The organism is Paenibacillus sp. cl123, assembly GCF_900101595.1.
Classification (GTDB): domain Bacteria; phylum Bacillota; class Bacilli; order Paenibacillales; family NBRC-103111; genus Paenibacillus_G.
The window spans coordinates 1-19,260 of the sequence record NZ_FMYY01000013.1; the positions used below are offsets into that span (position 1 = coordinate 1).

The 19,260-nt window shown below is 58.8% G+C and carries 21 protein-coding genes; all 21 read left to right on the forward strand.

Translation table 11 applies throughout. From position 1 onward, the window contains the following. The first annotated feature begins 368 nt into the window (after positions 1–368). The 21 genes from BLR08_RS18970 to hprK all read left to right on the forward strand — a co-directional run bounded on the left by BLR08_RS18970 (position 369) and on the right by hprK (position 19,244). Positions 369–1,595 (forward strand): YncE family protein, encoded by a 1,227-nt coding sequence (locus BLR08_RS18970; RefSeq protein ID WP_176835558.1) that lies wholly within the window; start codon positions 369–371, stop codon positions 1,593–1,595. Continuing rightward, complete coding sequence (locus BLR08_RS32130; RefSeq protein ID WP_072333438.1) at positions 1,592–2,188, forward strand: acyltransferase; 597 nt, start codon at positions 1,592–1,594, stop codon at positions 2,186–2,188. The genes BLR08_RS18970 and BLR08_RS32130 overlap by 4 nt, the downstream gene beginning before the upstream one ends. Before the next feature lie 2 nt (positions 2,189–2,190). After that, positions 2,191–3,279 (forward strand): glycoside hydrolase family 88 protein, encoded by a 1,089-nt coding sequence (locus tag BLR08_RS18980; protein ID WP_072333441.1) that lies wholly within the window; start codon positions 2,191–2,193, stop codon positions 3,277–3,279. Positions 3,280–3,421: 142 nt separating this feature from the next. Next, positions 3,422–3,583 (forward strand): hypothetical protein, encoded by a 162-nt coding sequence (locus BLR08_RS32135; protein ID WP_371117532.1) that lies wholly within the window; start codon positions 3,422–3,424, stop codon positions 3,581–3,583. Positions 3,584–3,752: 169 nt separating this feature from the next. After that, on the forward strand, positions 3,753–4,205 hold the full coding sequence (locus BLR08_RS18990) for a YqzN/YkzM domain-containing protein (protein ID WP_143014416.1): 453 nt from the start codon (positions 3,753–3,755) through the stop codon (positions 4,203–4,205). Then, on the forward strand, positions 4,206–5,522 hold the full coding sequence (locus BLR08_RS18995) for a phage tail sheath family protein (RefSeq protein WP_072333447.1): 1,317 nt from the start codon (positions 4,206–4,208) through the stop codon (positions 5,520–5,522). It begins immediately after the preceding gene. A 1-nt stretch (position 5,523) separates the two neighbouring features. After that, complete coding sequence (locus BLR08_RS19000; protein ID WP_072333450.1) at positions 5,524–5,991, forward strand: phage tail tube protein; 468 nt, start codon at positions 5,524–5,526, stop codon at positions 5,989–5,991. 93 nt (positions 5,992–6,084) lie between these two features. After that, positions 6,085–6,507, forward strand: coding sequence for a phage tail assembly chaperone (locus tag BLR08_RS19005; RefSeq protein WP_072333453.1), 423 nt, complete (start codon positions 6,085–6,087; stop codon positions 6,505–6,507). A gap of 454 nt (positions 6,508–6,961) precedes the next feature. Then, positions 6,962–9,010 carry a phage tail family protein gene (locus tag BLR08_RS19010; protein ID WP_143151555.1) on the forward strand — a complete coding sequence of 683 codons (2,049 nt, stop codon included), beginning with the start codon at positions 6,962–6,964 and terminating at the stop codon, positions 9,008–9,010. Then, entirely contained in the window at positions 9,007–9,726 is a 720-nt protein-coding gene (locus tag BLR08_RS19015; RefSeq protein WP_256257714.1) for a LysM peptidoglycan-binding domain-containing protein, read from the forward strand. Before BLR08_RS19010 ends, BLR08_RS19015 begins: the two co-directional genes overlap by 4 nt. Continuing rightward, the gene (locus tag BLR08_RS19020; protein ID WP_072333458.1) at positions 9,726–10,697 is read left to right on the forward strand and encodes an XkdQ/YqbQ family protein; all 972 of its coding nucleotides are present in this window, start codon (positions 9,726–9,728) and stop codon (positions 10,695–10,697) included. The genes BLR08_RS19015 and BLR08_RS19020 overlap by 1 nt, the downstream gene beginning before the upstream one ends. Beyond that, positions 10,694–11,005 (forward strand): DUF2577 domain-containing protein, encoded by a 312-nt coding sequence (locus tag BLR08_RS19025; RefSeq protein ID WP_072333461.1) that lies wholly within the window; start codon positions 10,694–10,696, stop codon positions 11,003–11,005. The genes BLR08_RS19020 and BLR08_RS19025 overlap by 4 nt, the downstream gene beginning before the upstream one ends. Beyond that, positions 11,002–11,415, forward strand: a complete 414-nt coding sequence (locus tag BLR08_RS19030; RefSeq protein ID WP_072333464.1) for a DUF2634 domain-containing protein — start codon at positions 11,002–11,004, stop codon at positions 11,413–11,415. Before BLR08_RS19025 ends, BLR08_RS19030 begins: the two co-directional genes overlap by 4 nt. Further along, positions 11,408–12,445 carry a baseplate J/gp47 family protein gene (locus BLR08_RS19035; RefSeq protein WP_072333467.1) on the forward strand — a complete coding sequence of 346 codons (1,038 nt, stop codon included), beginning with the start codon at positions 11,408–11,410 and terminating at the stop codon, positions 12,443–12,445. Before BLR08_RS19030 ends, BLR08_RS19035 begins: the two co-directional genes overlap by 8 nt. A 6-nt stretch (positions 12,446–12,451) precedes the next feature. After that, positions 12,452–14,539: a hypothetical protein gene (locus BLR08_RS31465; RefSeq protein WP_072333469.1), complete on the forward strand. Its 2,088-nt coding sequence runs from the start codon at positions 12,452–12,454 to the stop codon at positions 14,537–14,539. A gap of 3 nt (positions 14,540–14,542) precedes the next feature. After that, positions 14,543–15,160: a putative phage tail protein gene (locus tag BLR08_RS19045; protein WP_072333472.1), complete on the forward strand. Its 618-nt coding sequence runs from the start codon at positions 14,543–14,545 to the stop codon at positions 15,158–15,160. Between the two features lie 5 nt (positions 15,161–15,165). After that, positions 15,166–16,665 carry a hypothetical protein gene (locus BLR08_RS19050; protein ID WP_072333475.1) on the forward strand — a complete coding sequence of 500 codons (1,500 nt, stop codon included), beginning with the start codon at positions 15,166–15,168 and terminating at the stop codon, positions 16,663–16,665. Between the two features lie 107 nt (positions 16,666–16,772). Further along, the gene (locus tag BLR08_RS19055) at positions 16,773–17,069 is read left to right on the forward strand and encodes a hemolysin XhlA family protein (RefSeq protein ID WP_072333478.1); all 297 of its coding nucleotides are present in this window, start codon (positions 16,773–16,775) and stop codon (positions 17,067–17,069) included. Between the two features lies 1 nt (position 17,070). Continuing rightward, positions 17,071–17,391 (forward strand): hypothetical protein, encoded by a 321-nt coding sequence (locus tag BLR08_RS19060; RefSeq protein WP_072333481.1) that lies wholly within the window; start codon positions 17,071–17,073, stop codon positions 17,389–17,391. A 127-nt stretch (positions 17,392–17,518) separates the two neighbouring features. Beyond that, positions 17,519–18,241, forward strand: a complete 723-nt coding sequence (locus tag BLR08_RS19065; protein ID WP_072333484.1) for a glycoside hydrolase family 73 protein — start codon at positions 17,519–17,521, stop codon at positions 18,239–18,241. A gap of 91 nt (positions 18,242–18,332) precedes the next feature. Next, complete coding sequence (hprK, locus tag BLR08_RS19070) at positions 18,333–19,244, forward strand: HPr(Ser) kinase/phosphatase (protein ID WP_072333487.1); 912 nt, start codon at positions 18,333–18,335, stop codon at positions 19,242–19,244. Positions 19,245–19,260: the final 16 nt, after the last annotated feature.

A 19,260-nucleotide genomic window follows, 5' to 3' on the forward strand; every position in this document is an offset into this window, starting at 1 on the left:
GGAAAACCGTACAAATGCGCCTCGACTGGGGCCCAGCTATGAGTGTTGTGCGGAAAACCGTACAAATGCGCCTCGACTGGTAGTCAAACTATGAGCGTTGTGCGGAAAACCGTACTTCTTAGTTCGCCCCGGAATGAGAACCTCCCACGGTTACGGGAATTGTACGGCTGGCACACAGAGCAGCTGTACCAGGGGCAAAGTGCTTCGAGGAAATGGGAGGATTAAATGGCAGCGGCAGAGTGCTTCGATGAAACGCGAGGATCGGACGGCAGGAGCGGAATGCTTCGGTGAATGGAGAGGATCACACGCCAGGGGAGAAGGCTTCGATGAAACGGGAGGATCAGACGGCAAAGGAGGAGAGGACTCCGATGACACAAGGAGATCAAACGCTACTAAGACTGCTGCCGGTCCAGGGCCGCTGGTGCCTGCACAGCTACTACACGGTGTGTCCTTACGCGCCGGACGGCTCGGGACGTCTGCTGGCGGCAGGCGTCGACCCGGCCCACGGCGCAGGCGAGGTGCTGGTGCTTTCGCGGGAAGGGGAAGTGCTGGACCGCTTCGGCCGGCAGCCGGTGGAGAAGACAGCATTTTATCATACGGGCTTTTGGCAGACGTGGAGCCCGGACGCGCGTTATGTGTATTATCAAGCGGGTACTTGGGACGCTCCCCGGGTCGTTCGCCGCGAGTTGGCGACCGGGCATGAGCAGAGCATGGAAGGCGACGCGGAGGGAGCTCCGCCGAATGGAGAGCCGCTGATCTCCGGGCTGCTGGGCATGCTGTACGCCGCCGGCTACGGCAGCGGGCTGTTTCGGCCCGAGCTGTCTCCCGTTCTCTTCGGAGACCGCGAGCGGCATGGCTTGTTTCGCTACAGCTTCGGGCCGGAGCGGTCGGAGCTGGCGCTTAGCGTAGAGGAGATTTTACGCCGTCATCCGCAACGCGACCGCCTGCTTGCATCCGAGCAGGAGCTGAAGCGCAGACTGGGGGAAGACGAATCGCTAACGCTGATGGCGTATTGCGTGCGCTGGAATCCGCAAGGAGACCGGCTGCTGTTTTATTTCGGCAATCACCATGTTGTGCCTTCGCGTGGGGAGCCCCGGCTCGGCTATGTGTTTACCTCGGACCGCGAACTCCGGGAGCTGCATCTGGCCGTCGATCTCAGCTACGGGCGCTGGGGCGTTCACTGGTCCTGGCATCCGGACGGCGAGCATCTCATCGGCTATGGGCCGGAGCATGACGACGGGTCGGGCCATTGCCTCGCCATGGTGAAATACGACGGCACCGGTTACCGGAAGATCAGCTCGCATCAGAGCGGAGGACATCCGAGCGTTTGCCCGGCCGATTTCAATCTGGTCGTAACCGACACCTACGGCGACACCGGCGAATTGACTTTTATCGATATCCGCACGGATACGGTGCTGAAGCAAATTTCGCTGCCGCGCAAGTATGGGGAGCGGCCGGCCCGGGGGAAAAATCCGTACTGGGTGGATTTGCATCCGGTTTTCTCGCCGGACGGCCGCTATGTCCTGGTCAACTGCTTCCAAGAAAACGGTCTATCCGCGCTTGCCGAGCTGGATGTGCGGGAGGCATTGGGATGAGCATATGGAATTGGCTGGAGGGCGGTTATACGATGCCTGACCAGAGCACCTGGGGCCGAAGATTGGCCTGCTGGTGGGGCCGCAAGCTGGCTGTTCGCCGCCCGGGCGTATCGATTCATCCGACCTGCCGCATCAGCCCCGAGGCCCGGATCGCTCCGCGCAGCGGGCGCATCTCCATCGGAGCCGGCAGCACCGTTGGCCTGGGAGCCTTTGTCCAAGGCCATGTGACCATTGGCGAACGAAGCTCTGTGCAGGCGTATTCGATTCTCGTCGGCTACGGGACGGCGGAGAAGCCGGACGGCCTGATTCGGATCGGCAACGATGTGCGGATGGCTTCCCACTGCATGCTGATTGCAGGCAATCATAATTTTGCCGATCCGGCTGTCCCGATCCGTACGCAAGGGTTGACCCTGCAGCCGATCGTCGTCGAGGATGACGTCTGGATCGCCGGTCGCGTCAATATTATGGCCGGGGTGACTATAGGCCGAGGCTCGGTGATCGGGGCCGGGTCGGTCGTAACCAAGGATATTCCCCCTTACAGTATAGCCGCAGGCGTGCCTGCCAAAGTCATTAAGAAGCGAGGAGGAGCATGAGGATGAGTACGAGCAGCATAAAGAGCATGAACGTAAGGCCGTTAGAGGCGGCTGTCAAGCTGTACGATCATTTCGAAGCGCGGGAGCAGGTGAAGCATTATTACGGCTTGCTGGCCATATACGGGCTGGTGCAGGCGGCCGAGCTGGAGGCGGAACGTGGGGATACCGGTCTGCTGGAACGCTGCCGGGCGATTCTGGGCAAATTTCCCGATGAGATCGAGCATCCGCGGTATAATTTCCCCAGCTATACGATCGGAGGCATTCCCAAGGCATACGCCTTCTATAAAAGGCTAATGCCCGAATCTGGCGGGCAGGTAACCGAATATGCCGAGGAGATGATGACGGCTCCGCGCGACCCGGAAGGCATCATGAAGCATCGTTATGAACCGGATCGCAATCTGATCTGGATCGACGTGGCGATGGCGGTGACGCCGTATCTGCTGTTCGCGGGACTCGCGCTCGGCGAGGAGCGGTATATCGATGAGGCGGCCAGGCAAACGTTCCTGATGGTCGAACGGTTTATGGACCCGGACAACGGCTTGCTGCATCAATGCCTGAACTTTGTCGCTCCGGGTGTCTTCTCCGAGGATCACTGGAGCCGGGGGAACGGGTGGGGCTATATCGGCTTGACCGAGCTGGTCCGGCATCTGCCGGCAAATTCCCCGCATCGTCCGCAGGCGGAGCGGCTGTTCCGCGAGATGTCCGCTGCGTTGCTGCCTCATCAGTCGGAACGGGGGCTTTGGCGGCAGGAAATTCCGTTCGAATACTCCTATGAGGAATCGTCCGGCACAGCGCTGTTTTTATACGGCTATGGGACGGGTATCCGCCTCGGCCTGCTGGAGCGGTCTGTCTACGAGCCGGCATTCCGCCGTGGGATCGAAGGGTTGTGGCGTCACTGCATCAATGAAGATTTCTCCACGGAACGCAGCTGCCCCGGATGCCTATGCCCCGGCGAAGGGAAGGAGAAGGGAACGGTTAAAGCTTATGTCACGCTTAAGCTGCCGCATCGCGACGAGCCGCACAGCTTCGGACCGTTTATCCTTGCGTTGACGGAAGCTCATCTGAACGGCATCTCCGAGCTGAAGCGCTGATGAGCTGATGCGTGTTGCTTCTCCGGATAATGCGGAGAAGCAACACGCACCCTGTTAAGCATGCAGCCGCGCGGCGCATCCGCTGGCTACGGACGCCGGTATGGACGTGCTCGAATAATGCGGTAACGCGGCCGATGCGGCCATCGCTGTCGCCTTCGCGCTAGGCGTCGTGGAGCCGTGTGGCTCGGGCATCGGCGGCGGCGGCATTCATGGGTTGGCCCTGACTGAGCAGGGAACGCTCTATGGAATTGCCGATCCGCGCCGGAAAGGAAAGTGGGCGGCCGGCCTGAAGCATGTGCAGTGAAGGCAGCAGTTACGGTTACATGGACAGTGACGCATCCATGACGCAGAGCCGGCCGTATGATGGCCCTCCAGAGTCGCAAAACGCTCAAAAAACCGTGTTATTATGATAACGTGGAAAAGTTAGAAAAGAGCTGAACAAGAACGGCGGTTCCGAATCGGAGCCGTCGTTTTTGTTTGCCCGGCAGGCACGTGAAGGCGCGGGGATGGACCGGAGGGAAACGAGACGAGCCCGCCCGGACAGTGCCGAAGTCGGGCAGTCCCTGCCGCTGGCGGCGGGGCTGACTCTGGCCGGCTTTCCCTGGATAGAGCGTTCGGGCAGCAGGATGCCCGTCGCCTGCAAGAGTAAATTCAACGGAGAGAGGGAAGGGAGCAACGAAACGATGACCAAACGCAAGACGGCGGAGGCGGAGGGCCTGGCGGTCCGCGAACCGGAGGCAGCGGCGGCGCAGGAAGCGCCGGGCCGGGCGGAGGCGCGCTACTCCAAGGAGCAGCTGCTGGAATCGAGGCAGTACTCGCAGCTGGAGAAGGATGTGCTGACAGCTTTGCTGGAGGACGAAGGCTTGTACACGCAAGAGGACGCGAAAGCGTTGATCGAACAATTTATGAAAAGGGCGGTGCTGTAAATGGCAGGAGGAACATGGACAACGCAAAATAAAGTGCGTCCGGGTGTGTATATCAATTTCGTAGGGGAAGGCAAGGCGGCAGGCGCGGTGGGCGAGCGCGGCGTCGTAACGCTGGCTTTGCCGCTCAGCTGGGGCGAATCCCGCAAAATCAAGGCGATCACCGCCGGCGACAACGTACGCGAGCTGCTCGGCTACGATATCTCGGCTCCGGAGCTCGTGCTGGTGAAGGAGGCGCTCAAGCGGGCGAAAACGCTGCTGCTGTACCGCTTGAACGACGGCGTCAAGGCTTCCGCAGCCGCCGGAGCCTTGACCGTCACGGCCCGGTACAGCGGCGTGCGCGGCAATGACCTTTCGATGGTCATCCAGCCGAACGTGGACGATAACGCGAAATTCGATGTCCGCACGCTGCTGGCGGGGCAAGCGGTCGACAGCCAGACCGCAGCGGATATTGCCGGCCTTCAGCCGAACGGCTGGGTAACCTTCAGCGGTACGGGGGCGTTGACGGCAACGGCCGGCACTCCGCTGACCGGCGGTACCGACGGCGCGGTCGCCAATCAGGATCACTCCGATTATCTCGGCGCCGTCGAGGTGCAGGAGTTCCATACGCTGGCGCTCGTATCCGGCGATGCGTCGCTTAAATCCGTCTACGCCGCCTTCATCAAGCGGCTGCGCGATTCGGAGGGCCGCAAGGTGAAGGGCGTGCTGGAGAACTATCCGTCCGCCGACCACGAAGGCATCATCAGCGTCAAAAACGGCGTTGTGCTGAACGACGGCACCGTGCTGAACGCCCAGAAGGCTACCGTCTGGGTGGCCGCCGCTACGGCGGGCGCTCCGATGAATCAGTCGCTGACGTACCAGGCGTACGATGACGCCGCGGATGTCGATACCCGCTACACCAATTCGCAGCTCGAAGCTGCGCTGAAAAACGGCGAGTTCGTCTTCGTAGCAAGCAGCGGCCGGGCGATCGTCGAGCAGGATATTAACACGTTCAAGAGCTTCACGCCGACGAAGGGCCGAGCCTTCTCGAAAAATCGGGTGATGCGCGTGCTGGACGGCATTGCCGACGATTTCAAGCGGATTTTCGAATCGTACTACATCGGCAAAGTGGACAACCACGCGGACGGCCGCAATTTGTTCCGCAAGGAGTGTATCGCCTACCTGGACACGCTGCAAAGCATCGGGGCCATCCAGCAATTCGATGCGAAGACGGATATCGTGGTGGAGCAGGGGACGGAGGCGGACAGCGTCTATGTCGAGCTGAACGTGCAGCCGGTCGATTCCATCGAAAAAATCTACATGAAAGTGACGGTGAAGTAAGATGGCATTTCTGGAGGCGAGAAATACGATCAGCGGCACAGAGGGCCGCGCTTATGCGACGATTGGCGGCCAAGTGTTCGAGATGTTTTACGTGAAAAAGCTGGAGGCCAAGGTAGAGAAGGAGAAAGCGGAGATCAAGACGCTGGGCCGCCGGGTTACCCAGCATCGGGCCAGCGGCTGGAAGGGCACCGGCTCGATGACGATTTATTATGTCACTTCGAAGTTTCGCGAGCTGATGCTGGACTATATCAAGACCGGCGTCGATACGTACTTCGATATTATGGTCGTCAACGAGTCTCCGGCGTCCAACATCGGCAACCAGACCGTTGTCGTGAAGGGCGTCAACCTCGACAGCGTCATTATGGCATCTCTGGATACGGAGGCTGAGGCTCTGGAGGAGGAAATCGCCTTTACATTCGAGGATGTCGAGGTGCTGAACGCATTCACGACTCTGCAGCAGCAGGGCTGATTCAAGCAAAGCTGATTCCAGCGGGGAACGAGGCCCCCATTGCCGGGGGCTTCGCCCTGAATATTTAACCAATCGAAAGCGAGGGGTATACCGATGAGCGATTTGGCTGCATTTTTTGCCCAGAATGTGGTGGGCGAGGTAACGGAGGACGCGGTAGTCTCCGAACGGTTCAAGGACAAGGACGGACAGCCGGTGGCGTGGAAGCTGCGCAGCATGACCGAAGCCGAGAACGAAGAATGCCGCAAGGCGGCCACCCGCCGCATCAAAGGCAAAAACGGCTCGTACACGACAGAGACGAGTCCCGAGGAATATATGGCGAGGCTGGCTGTAGCGAGTGTGGTGTTCCCGAATCTGCGCGATGCCGAGCTGCAGAAGTCTTACGGCGTGATGGGCGCGGAGACACTGCTGCGCAAGATGCTGCTGCCGGGCGAGTACACGTCCCTGATTCAGCGCGTTCAGGAGCTGAACGGCTTCGATCAGGATATGAACGAGCTGGTGGATGAAGTAAAAAACTAATCAACGAGGGCGACGGTGCGGCGAATTATGCCTACTACGCTCTCCATGAGCTTCATATTTTGCCTCATCAGCTCGTGGCGATGTCCCCGCGCGAGAAGGCGGCCATCTATGCGATGATCGATATCCGTGTGGAAAGCGAGAAGCGGGAGCGGGCAAGACGAAAATGATCTCTGAACCGTCCGCTACAGAGCCAAGGGCGGCGGGAGAGCGCAGAAAGGAGGAAATGTGCACGATGTGCAATTGCGAAAGTTTGGAACAAAGCTTAAAGGTCTTCAGGCAGCTCGCGAATTCGATTCGGGTATATTCGAAAATCGGCGGCGCGGGTGCGGCGGCTAGGCCGACCACCTCGACAAGAAAGGGATCTTTCGGAAGGAACGGGGCAAGCGCCAGCCCCGGCATATCGCCTAAGATCATGGATCGGCTGGGGGCCCCAATGCCTGTCGGCAGGCCCATCGTGAACCCGCGAACCGCGACCTCGACATCGGGGGCGCTGAGGGAAGTTCAACGGTTTTCGCAGAAGAGCCGCGCAAATCTGGCTCAGTGGCGGACCTCCATGAATGGTCAGGTCGCGAGGATGACTTCGGCGACTGTAAGCAGCTTTGGGCGTTTGCGAAAAAGCGCAGTTGCGAGCTCGAGCGGATTGACGGCTTTGGCCAGAGGCAGAGCGGCCGGCCCTGCGCTTGTCGGCGCGGCTGTGATTTCTCCCCAGCTGCTTGCCAGAGTCAGGGGAGCGGGAGCCGCTCTAGCTCCGGCAGCTTTGAATCAAGCGGCGCAGGCAGGCAAGGGGGCAAACGCGCCGGCCGCTGCTCAGTCGAAAGCCGGCAGCATGCTGATGAACGGGCTTGGCCAGGCCAGGGACTTTTTGAATAATCTTCAGAAATCTGCTGAGGGCATCAAGAACAAGTTCCTGGATATGGCCAAGAGCGCCATAACAGGAGCGGCCGAGCAGGACGATTTGCGAAGCCTCTTTGTAGCGCGTACCGGCCGTGAAGATGTCGGCGGCGCGATGTACGACAAGTTCAAGGGCGATGCTCTCCAGAAGGGCATCAATGTGAAGGAGTTTTTATCGGGAACGATCGCGGCCTTCTCGACCACCCAGAATACCGATCATCTCGATAAAATCAACGAGCTGGCTTATCAATTGAAGGCCGCTTCCCCCAATGGAAGCTTCGAGAAGGCGCAAACAGCCATTGTGTCCGCCTTGAAGGGGGATACCAAGGGGTTGGAGGGCTTCATGGCCGGCAGCGATCTCGCGGCGCTGAAGCTGGGGGACAAAGGCAAGAAAAACGACTTCCAAGGCTTCTTTACCGCGCTGGAGCAAGCCATGAACGAAAACGGCATGGGAGCGAACGCCGGCGAGGTGATGCAGAAAACCGTATCGGCTCAATGGAACGAGCTGCAGGGCCGGTATCAGTCGGCGCTTGCGGGAGCAGGGCAGCAGGCGCTCGAAGCCAGCCGGCCTATTTTGGAAAGTTTGAATCAGGCCTTCGAGACGGGCAAGTTCACGCCATTTTTCCAGGCGCTGAGCATGGCGCTGTATGGACTCGCTTCAGTTGCCGGAGCGGCGGCAAGCTTCATTCAGACTCATTTGGACAAGATTAAGCTTGTATTGATAGGCGTCGGGGCCGTATTGGCGGTACTGGCGGCCATGTGGATTGCGAACTGGGCCGCTGCGCTGTGGCCGGTGCTGCTGGTGATCGCCGTTATTGCTCTGCTCATGGAAGTATTCCATCAGATGGGGTTTTCGACGCAGGAAGTCGTCGGCTTTGTCATTGGCATATTCATGGGTCTGTACGCTTTTTTGCAAAATATAGTTGCCGCGTTGTGGAATTTGCTCCTTTCGTTTGCCGAATTTCTCGGGAATCTGTGGTACGACCCTGTTTATGCGGGCAGAAAGCTTTTCTATGATCTGTCCGTGTTTGTATGGGAGATGGTCGCCAGTGTGATCAACGGCATTACAGAGATGGTGAATGCAGGCACTCAGCTGATTAACAAGTTGACCGGCAGCAAGATCGGCCTCATCCCCGAGCTCGACATGGACAATATTAAAGATATGATGATCGAGCCGGTGGCTGTCAACCAAAAGGTCGATTTGTCCGCGATGAAGATGAAGCAGGTGGATGTCGGCTCTTATTTCGTCAAAGGACAGGATTGGACCAATCAGATGTTCAAAGCCGGAGCAGAGTTCAAAAGTAGCATGGACAAGGACAAGCTGCTAGAGGACTGGAACCAGTCTGCCAAGATCAAACGCATCGACGAGGTCGGCAAAATCAAGGAAAATGTGTCGGTCGGCGGCGAAGTAGACATCGCGAACGAGGATCTCAAGCTGATGCGGGAATTGGCGGATATTCGCTCGATTCAAAATTTCGTAACGCTGACGCCGACGGTTCAGGTGGAAACCGGGGATATTCGGAGCAGCTCGGATGTCGATGAGCTGGTGCGCAAGATTACGAGCTCGCTGCAGCAGGAGTTTGTGAGAACGGCGGGAGGCGTATACGCGTGAATGTGCCGTATGGAATTTATGTCGGCTGGAACAATGCCGAGTCCTGGTTCCGGCTCCCGGTCAACCCGGAGACGCTGGAGGTCAAGCAGAGCGGGGCGGGACGATCCTATGACATGATCGGTCTGGGCGAGATTAATGCGATTCAGGCGCCGAGGCTAAGGGAGATCAGCTTCAGCAGCGTGCTGCCGTCGCGGGCCTATCCTTATGTGAGCGTCGCTTCGGCAGATTTACAGCCTGCGAGCTGGTATGTGGAGCGGCTGACGGAATGGATGCATACCAAGCGGCCGGTCCGCCTGGTGGTGACAGGCTCGCATACGGAGCTGGCAGATGGCCGGCTTGCCGGGATTCAGCTCAATCTGCCCGTTAGCATCGAGCGGTTCGACTGGAAGGAGGCCGCTAGGGGCGGGGGAGATATTGAGTATGAGCTTGCTTTGAAAGCCTATATGTTTTACGCCGCCAAGAAGGTTCATATCGTCACCGATGCCCAGTCGGGAGAGCCCGTGGCCGAGGAGGCCGTCTCCACGCGTGCGAACGAGCGTATTCCGCCCTCCTCCTACACGTTGAAAGAGGGCGACAATCTGTGGGCGATCGCCGCTCTTCTGCTCGGCGACGGCTCGCGTTACCGCGAGATTCAGCAGCTGAACGGCATCAGCGACGCCGAGCTGCGAAGGCTGCCTGCCGGTCGGGAGCTGCGCCTGCCGGAGGTGGGGGTCTGATGCTCGAGGTGCTGATCGATAACCGGGACGGACAGCTGTGGGATGTCTCGGAGCTGACGGCCGAGCTGTCCTGGAAAACAAGCCGCATTGCCAAGCCGTCCAGCGTCGAGCTTACGTTGATTCGCGGAGCCTTGTATCAAAGCGCGGCCTTCAAGCTGGAGCCGGGAGCCATCGTCCGTGTGCGCCAAGGGGAGACGCCGGTGTTCTTCGGCTATATCTTTACGGTGGAGCAAAGCTCCTCGGAGCAGGTGAAGCTGACAGCGTACGATCAGCTGCGGTATTGGCTGGCCAGCGATACCTACGTGTTCGCCAACCAGACGGCTGCCGAGATCATTCGGCGAATCGCCGGCGACCTTGGCGCGAAGATCGGAGAGCTGCCGGATACGAAATACGTGATTCCTTCCATGGTGGAGGACGGACAGAAGCTGCTGGACATCGCCTTGAAGGCGCTGGATCTGACGCTTATTGCCGGACAGGGCAACTACATGCTGTTCGATCATTTCGGAGCGTTGACGGTCCGGGATATCAATGTGCTGGAGCTGTTTTTCTCCATCGGGGACGACAGCCTTCTCTACGATTACAGCTTCAAGCGGTCGATTGACGAGGAAACGTACACCCGGGTTAAGCTGGTGCGCGACAACAAGGAGACGAAGGCACGTGACGTGTATGTGGCTCAGGACAGCGCCAATATCGCGAAATGGGGCAGGCTGCAGCTCTATCACAAGGCAAATGACAGCATGAATGAAGCCCAGCTCAAGGAGCTGCTGAACAATCTGATGAGCCGGCACAATCGGGAGCAGCGAACTTTAAGCCTGCAGGCGCTGGGAGATATCCGGGTGCGCGCGGGGCATTACGTCTTCATTTTTATGAAGGAATTGGGGTTGGAGAAGCCGTTTCTGGTGGAAGAATGCAGCCATTCTTTCACAGGCGGGGAGCATACGATGAATCTGGAATTGAAGGTGATAGCATGAGCATAAGCCAGATGCTGGATGTCATTAAAAAGGCAAGCCTCGGGGCTGTCGATGCGGGCCAGCCGGTAGCGCTTCTGTTCGGCGAGGTCGTCAGCGTGTCGCCGCTGGAAGTGCTTGTCGACGAGCGGTTTCGTCTGCCGGCGGAGTCGCTGCTTGTGCCGGAGAGCCTGCACAGGAAAGAGCTGACGGTGGCGGGCCAGACCGTCGCAATCCGGGACGGACTGGCTGCCGGAGAACGCCTGCTGCTGCTGCGGGTGCAGGGCGGGGGACAATTTGTCGCGCTGGATAGGGTTAGGGGGACGCTATGATTCCGCAGGGCAGTATCTTAGCCAACGTGACGCTTCGCCGGACCAAGCAGCCCGGCCGGACGTATGCTCTGGATATCCCCGGGCTTGGGATGGAAGGGCAGGGGATGATCGACGGACGTGAAGCTGTGCGACAAATGGTATTTAAAATACTCCACACGGAAAGGTACGACCATGCGATCTACAGCTTTAATTACGGCAGCGAGCTTAGGCTGCTGCTGGGCGGCGATCCTATGCTTGTCCGGTCGGAGCTGGCGAGACGCGTGAAGGAAGCGTTGCTTCAGGATGACCGTATCCGCGCGGTTGAAGATATCCGTATGGAGCTCGGCGAGCATCAGGCGGTCATCTCCTTCACCGTGGAGTCCGAATACGGGAGCATCGCTATATCGAAAGAGGTGAACAGATTTGTATGAGCAGCAAACCTATGAAGCTTTATTGCGCCGCATGCTGGACCGGGTGCCGGCGGATATAGACAAACGCGAGGGCAGTGTCATCTTCGACGCGCTGGCCCCGGCCTCCGCCGAGCTTGCTCAAGCATACGCGGACCTGGAGGGCGCATTACGGCTCGGCTTCGCGGGCACCTCCAGCGGAGAGTGGCTGGAGCGGCGTACGGAGGAAATGGGGGTGTATCGCCGCGCTGCGACCAAGGCGGTTCGCTCCGCCGCATTTAATGTGGAAGTGAGCGCTGGCTCGAGGTTTTACGCGGGCGGCCTGTATTTTCGAGCGTTGGAGGCCGGGCAGACGGTGCGGCTGGAGGCGGAGACGGCCGGTTCGGCGGGCAACATGCCGTTCGGGGCGCTGCAGCCGGTAGAGCTCATCCCGGGCTTGACCTCGGCCGTGCTGGGAGCTGTGCTGATCCCGGGCGAAGACGAGGAAAGCGACGCTTCCTTGCTGCAGCGTTACAGGCAGCAGACGATGCGGCCTGCGACCAGCGGCAACAAGTCCCACTATGTCCAGTGGGCCGGCGAGGTGCCGGGCGTTGGCGCTTCCAAAGTGTTTCCTCTGTGGGCGGGACCGGGAACGGTCAAGGTGGTGATCGTCGATGCGGAATATGCGCCGGCTTCAGCCGCTTTGGTCGAAGAGGTGCAGCGGCATATCGATCCGGAGCCATCGGGGACGGGCGAAGGCAAGGCCCCGATCGGAGCGCGCGTGAAGGTGGTCAGCGCCGCGGCGAAGCCCATCGGAGTGGCGGCGACGGTCGTATTGGCCCAAGGCTATACGGTTCAGCAGGTTACGACTGCCTTCGCGGCCGCGATGACCGCCTATTTGAAGGAAATTGCCTTTGCCGTTACCTACGTATCCATAGCCCGGGTCGGAATGCTTTTGCTGGATATTCCCGGCGTTCTGGATTACAGCGCGCTCAAGCTTAACGGCGCCTCCGGCAATGTGGCCGTGGCGGCCGAGGAAATTCCGGTGCTCGGCACTGTGGGACTGGGGGTGTAGCGGAGTATGGCATATCCGGCAGATATCGACCGCTTTCAGGACAAGCTGAACAAACGGAAGGACGGCGGCATTTATATCGTCGAGGAGGAGCTGCCGACTACGGAGGGCGTGTACGAGGGGCTTCTGGCCCACGACCATATCGTGAACAGCAGCATTCAGGTGTATACGGGTTCCAAATTCACCGGGGAGCCGGTGGTGAACTTCGTTGTGTCCGTCCCGGCGGAAACGCCTTGGCGGCGCACGCTGCGCGCCTTCAGCACAGCTCCGGTTATTTATGTCACCTATGAAACGCCCGGGGATACGGTAGAGGCGGATGATGTGAACCGGCTGCAGCGGGGCGTTACGGCGACCCAAGTCGAGGTTGACCGGTATAAAGCCTCCAACGACCAGCGAGTACGGTCCGCCGAGGACCGCTTGACGGCGGCTGAGAGCGCGAAGGCGAATAAGACCTACGTCGATACGCAGTTGTTGACCAAGGCCGACAAGGCGACAACGTATACGAAGACGGAAACCGATCAGCGGATTCAATCGGTGATCGGGGCTGCGCCCGCCGCTCTGGACACACTTCAGGAGCTGGGGGCAGCGCTGAACAATGATCCCAACTTCGCAGCGACCGTGACGACCCAGTTGTCGACGAAGGTCGACAAGGCAGCGGGCAAACAGCTCAGTACGGAGGACTACACGACGGCAGAGAAAACCAAGCTGGCCGGCATTGCCGCCGGAGCCAACGCTTACGTTCACCCGTCCACGCACCCGCCCTCCATCATTGTCCAGGATGCAAGCAACCGGTTCGTGACGGATGCGGAGAAAGCGGCGTGGACGGCGAAGGCTTCTACCGCGGTAGCGACTTCTGGCGGAAACGGCCTTATGAGCGCGGCGGATAAAGTCAAGCTGGACGGGGTTGCGTCTGGGGCTAATGCTTACGTGCATCCGTCTGGCGACGGGAACCAGCATGTGCCTGCGACGGGCACGGGTAGCGGCGGCAAGGTGCTGAAGGCGGGAACGACTGCGGGCAGCGCCGCCTGGGGCGTCGTGGACTGGTCGGAGGTGACGGGCAAGCCGAGCGTATACGCGCCGGCGGCTCATACGCATCCGGCCGATGAGGTGACGGAGAGTGCGGCGAAGCGCTTCGTGACGGATGCGGAGAAAGCGGCGTGGACGGCGAAGGCTTCTACGGCGGTAGCGACTTCTGGCGGAAACGGCCTTATGAGCGCGGCGGATAAAGTCAAGCTGGACGGGGTTGCGTCTGGGGCTAATGCTTACGTGCATCCGTCTGGCGACGGGAACCAGCATGTGCCTGCGACGGGCACGGTTAGCGGGGGCAAGGTGCTGAAGGCGGGAACGACCGCAGGCAGCGCCGCTTGGGGCGTCGTGGACTGGTCGGAGGTGACGGGGAAGCCGAGTACGTATGCGCCAGCGGCTCATACGCACTCAGCCGATGAGGTGACGGAGAGCGCGGCGAAGCGCTTCGTCACGGATGCGGAGAAAGCGGCGTGGACGGCGAAGGCTTCTACGGCGGTAGCGACTTCTGGCGGAAACGGCCTTATGAGCGCGGCCGATAAGGTCAAGCTGGACGGTATTACATCCGGGGCGAATTCGTATGTGCATCCGACAGGAGACGGGAATCAGCACGTTCCTGCGACGGGCACGGTTAGCGGCGGCAAGGTGCTGAAGGCGGGAACGACTGCGGGCAGCGTCGCCTGGGGCGTCGTGGATTGGTCGGAGGTGTCCGGGAAGCCGAGTGCGTTTGCGGCAGCCGCACATGATCATGCCAGGCTGCAGCGGACCGATGATCGGGTGATTAAGCCTACGGGTACGCCGAAGGGCTTCCTGGGTCTTTATTTCACCTCGCTCGGGGGCTTAAATGCAGCAACCGGGGACAATCAGTACCAGGATATGATCGTCCTGAATACGTTCACCGACACGAGCGGAGGCAAGGTCAATGCCCTTGCCTTTCATAAAACCTCCATGAAAATTTTACATTTTCAAGCCGCTCAAGGGGATACCGTGTGGGGTACGCCCAAGGAGCTTGCCTATATGCCCGATGTGATGAGCAAAGGTCCGCTTACCTGGAATCAGCTTAAGGGGGTGTAGCGATTGGCATACGGTCAATTTATGTATGGCGCTGTGTCCCTTGGAGCAGACGAGCAGGATGGGGGAGAGGCCCCGGAGACGTCGCGCGATCTGATGGCCTACCTGCCGGCTTATTACCGGGAAAGCCGTCAGATGGTGGCTTTGCAGGAAAGCTTGGGGAGCGGGCTGAACGAGTACCGCTTTCGAAGCGACGAGCTGCTGGACCAGTTTTTTATCCGTTCGGCGACTTGGGGGCTTCAGCTGTGGGAGGCGGAGCTTGGTTTGAGCTCTGATCGTACCGAGGCTTATGCCTGGCGCCGGGAGATGTTGCTTGCCAAGCTGCGGGGAACCGGAACGACGACCAAGCGGATGATCCGCGAGGCGGCAGCGGCATTTTCGGGAGGCGAAGTGGCCGTCATTGACGTTCCGGAGGAGTCGCGATTCGAGATTCATTTTATCGGAGTGAAGGGCATTCCGGCCAATATGGCGGGGTTCATTCAGATGCTGGACGAGATTAAACCGGCTCATCTGGCCTATTCCTTCAAATATACCTACACCGTGTGGGATGCGCTGAAGCTGCTCGATTGGCAGCAGGCGGGGAGCCTGACATGGTCTGACTTGCGAATTTATACAGGAGTGTGAGTGACATGCAAACAACGCCCAACTTGGGTCTGAAAAAGCCGGAGGGCACCGATGTCGTGGACATCGCCGATCTCAACAGCAATGCCGATGTGCTTGACGCGGAGGTCGCCAAAAAAGCTTCCGCCACAGCAGACGGCCGGATGAGCAAGGAAGACTTCGCCAAGCTGGCCGGCATCGCCGCCGGAGCGAATAATTACGTACATCCGGCAACGCACCCGGCGTCGGTGATTGTGCAGGATGCGAGCAACCGCTTCGCGACAGACGCGGAGAAAGCGGCATGGAATGCGAAGGCATCGACGGCTGTAGCCACGACGAGTGTAAACGGTCTGATGTCGGCAGCGGATAAAGGGAAGCTGGACGGCGTGGCGGCCGGAGCGAACAATTATGTGCACCCGGCAACGCACCCGGCGTCGGTGATCGCGCAGGATGCGAGCAACCGGTTTGTGACGGATGCAGAGAAGGCGGCGTGGAACGCGAAGGCGTCGACGGCTGTCGCTACGACGAGTGCGAGCGGCTTGATGTCAGCGGCGGATAAGGGGAAGTTGGACGGGGTTGCGGCCGGAGCGAACAATTACGTGCACCCGGCAACGCACCCGGCGTCGGTGATCGCGCAGGATGCAAGCAACCGGTTTGTGACGGATACGGAGAAGGCGGCGTGGAACGGGAAGGCGTCGACGGCTGTAGCGACGACGAGTGCGAGCGGTCTGATGTCGGCGGCGGATAAGGGGAAATTGGACGGTGTGGCAGCCGGTGCCGGTACGGCTAACAGTGCGACTGATGCGGTGATCGGGAGCAGGACGGTTAATGATACTGCTGCGCCTACTTTTACCGGTACTTTGACGACGTTGTTATCGGGCGTGATGTCTTTGCTCAAACGTATTACGGGTGAGGCGGGGGCTTTAACTGCGCCGGTGAAGAGTTTGAGGCAATTAAATGATGAAAAGTTTGATAAGGCAGGCGGTCTAATCTCAGGAGGGGTTACTCTTCAGGGTGGTGTAGCGGTTCAATCGGCTGACATGCTTATTTTCGGTCCTAACTCTACCTACCCTAGTGGTGCGGCATCGCTTAAAGTTGGTGGGATTAGGGTGACAGACGATTATAATGAAGTGCGAGCAGAACCAGGTGTGCTATCAGCAAAATACGGCGTGCATACAGATGGTGGATATTGGATGGGTGGACAGCAATTAGCGTTAACTCGTGTCAATAACGGTGGACTTGAATATTGGAGCGGAAGCGGGTGGCAGGCTGTGAGTGGAGGAGTTAAAAATGTGCAACGCGGAACGGCGATAGTTCATGCAGGTAATTCTACGGACGTAACGATTACCGCAGTCAATCTTTCCAAAGCTTACTTAATTATCTCGTCAGGGGAAAAAATATTGAACTATGAAAATCCCTTTTTTGCACGTGGGGAGCTCACCTCTAGTACAAATATCCGTCTATATGGAATGGCTCACTCAATAGCCATCAATGTTCCTTGCCACTGGCAAGTAATAGAATATAACTGAATGCTTAAAGTATTGGATATCCTAGACGCAATTTATTAATGCAACGAAAATAGTATAAACTTTTTTAGATAACATGCCCGGCCGGGCCGAGCAGAAAGGACGAAGCGATGTCAATAGACGAGACCAAGCAGCTTACGGAGCAACTCACCGGAGTCCGGCTCGACCTGGCCCGGCTGGAGACGAAGCTCGACGCTATCAAGGATTTGACCAAGAAGGTCGAGGAGGTGGACGACCGGGCGAAGGAGGCGCTGCAGAGCACCCGGTCGGCTCACAAGAGGTTGGACAGCCTCAAGTCCGACGAGATCAAGGAGCTTGCCGAAAATCAGACGTGGCTGTGGCGTACGGTCATGGCTGCGCTGATCGCGGGGCTGCTTAACTTGCTGTGGAAAGGAGTCGGTTCGTAACATGGAGCCGTCGTTTTTTACTTGGGAGGCGTTGTCCACGATGGGCGGCGCCTCTTTGCTTACTTTTTTCATCGTGCAATATACGAAGAGGCTGCTCGACCGTTTCTACGCATGGCCGACGGATTATTATGCAGTGATCGTGGCTTTCAGTGTGCTTCTGTTGGCGCAGCTGGCAAGAGGGGCGGACGGGGGAGACTGGCGGCTGTACGCATTGACGTTCGCCAACTCCTTTCTCGTCTCCGCGGCAGCAGCTCAGATGCAGAACAAGTCCCTGCATCCGCCGGGCACCTCTGAGCAGGAGACCACGGTTATAAATAGATGAGGACTGACAAGCCTTGCTGTTCATCTATAAGCAGCAGACTCCAAGCCACGCAATCGCAGAGAATTGATATCCCATCATCCACTCATGAATTCCGCTTTCTACTCATAACATGAAAGGACCACCCCTCATGTCCCTAACCCCTCAGGCTTTCATCGCCACTCTGGCTCCGATTGCCGTCAAGCTGCGTGCCGAGGGCTCGCCGATCTTCCCCTCCGTCCGCATCGCGCAGGCGATGCTGGAGACGGGCTGCACGCTGCACAGCTGGAATAATCTCGTCGGACTGAAGGCGGGCAGCGGTCGGCCGAACGCGTATTGGAGCGGCCGTACCGTGTCCACGAAGACGTGGGAGGTGTACGACGGGGTGCGCTATGATGGCATAGCGGCCAATTGGCGCGCTTATGATACGATCACAGACGGCTTTCGAGATCAGGACCTGTTGTTTCAGGCTCCGCGATACGCGCGGGTCCGGCAGGCGGCCTCCCCGCATGAGCAAACGGCGATGCTGCTGGTCTGCGGTTACGCGACCGATCCGCGATATGCGGACAAGCTGAACAGTCTTATCGCGAACCACCTGCTTACCGCATACGACCGGATAAGCTCCGCATTAGGCGGAACAGACGCTATGATACCCCTAGAGCCGGACAAGGAGGAGGACGAGATGAGCCAACCGATGAAACTGGAGCCCTGGCAGTGGGAACTGCTTTATGAGGTGCTTGGCAAAGCGTACAATGAAGATCGGCTCGACTGGAGCTGGCTGCAGAAGATTAAAGACCGGACGATGACCGCCACGGAGCTGGTGTTTGTGAATACGGTGCTCGACGGTCGTCTGGACCGCAAGCTGGACGTATAGCCGATATAGAAAAAAGGGAATCCGTCCCCGGCGTAGAATACTATGTTCAACCCCAAGCAGGTATCGCAAACAGGAGGGAGAGCAGTTAGTCATGAAATCGGTTACGGTACAGGATCTGGTCCAGCGCTTCTCTTTGGAGGTGCTTGCCGGGAGTGAGCATCTGCATTCAGTGATTCCTAAGCCGCGGGCGAACCGTCCGGGGTTGGAATTTGTCGGATACTTCGATTTTTTCCCGGATGCGCATGTGCAGGTGCTCGGCAGCAAGGAGATTAATTACCTGCACAAGCTTAGTGAGGATGAGAGGAATCTGCATATCGGCAATATTGTAAAATACCATCCGCCTTGCTTTGTCGTGACCCGCAATCTGGACGGGCTCACGTATCTCAAGAAGCATTGCGAGGAAGAGGGCATCCCGCTGCTCCGCACGCCGATGCCGACGGCCCGCTGCGTCGAGCTGATCGACAGTTATCTGGCCAAGGCGCTCGCGCCGGAGATGGCGGTACATGGCGTCTGCGTCAATGTATCCGGCATCGGCATCCTGCTGCGCGGCAAGTCCGGCGTCGGCAAAAGCGAGACGGCGCATACCTTGATCCGCCGCGGACATCGCCTGGTAGCGGACGATATCGTCGTGCTGAAGAAGATCGGGCCGGAGACGATACTCGGCACGCACAGCGGTAAGACGAAGGAGTTTCTCGCCCTACGCAGCATCGGGCTGGTGAACGTCTCCCGGCTGTACGGCCGGAGCGCCTTCCAGGATGAGACGCGGATCGTGCTGGATATTGAGCTGTGCAAATGGCAGGAAAATGCGCTCAACAATGAGCTGGAACTGGAGCCGAAATTTACGGAATATATGGATATTAAGATCCCGCATATGCAAATTCAGCTGCAGCCGGGCCGCGATGTAGCCGGACTGGTGGAAGCGGCTGCGAACAACTGGTACCTGCGTCAGCAGGGCTACAGCGCTGCCGAGGACTTTATGAAGCGGCTGCAGAGTGACGACTAAGGCCGGGGCCACACAT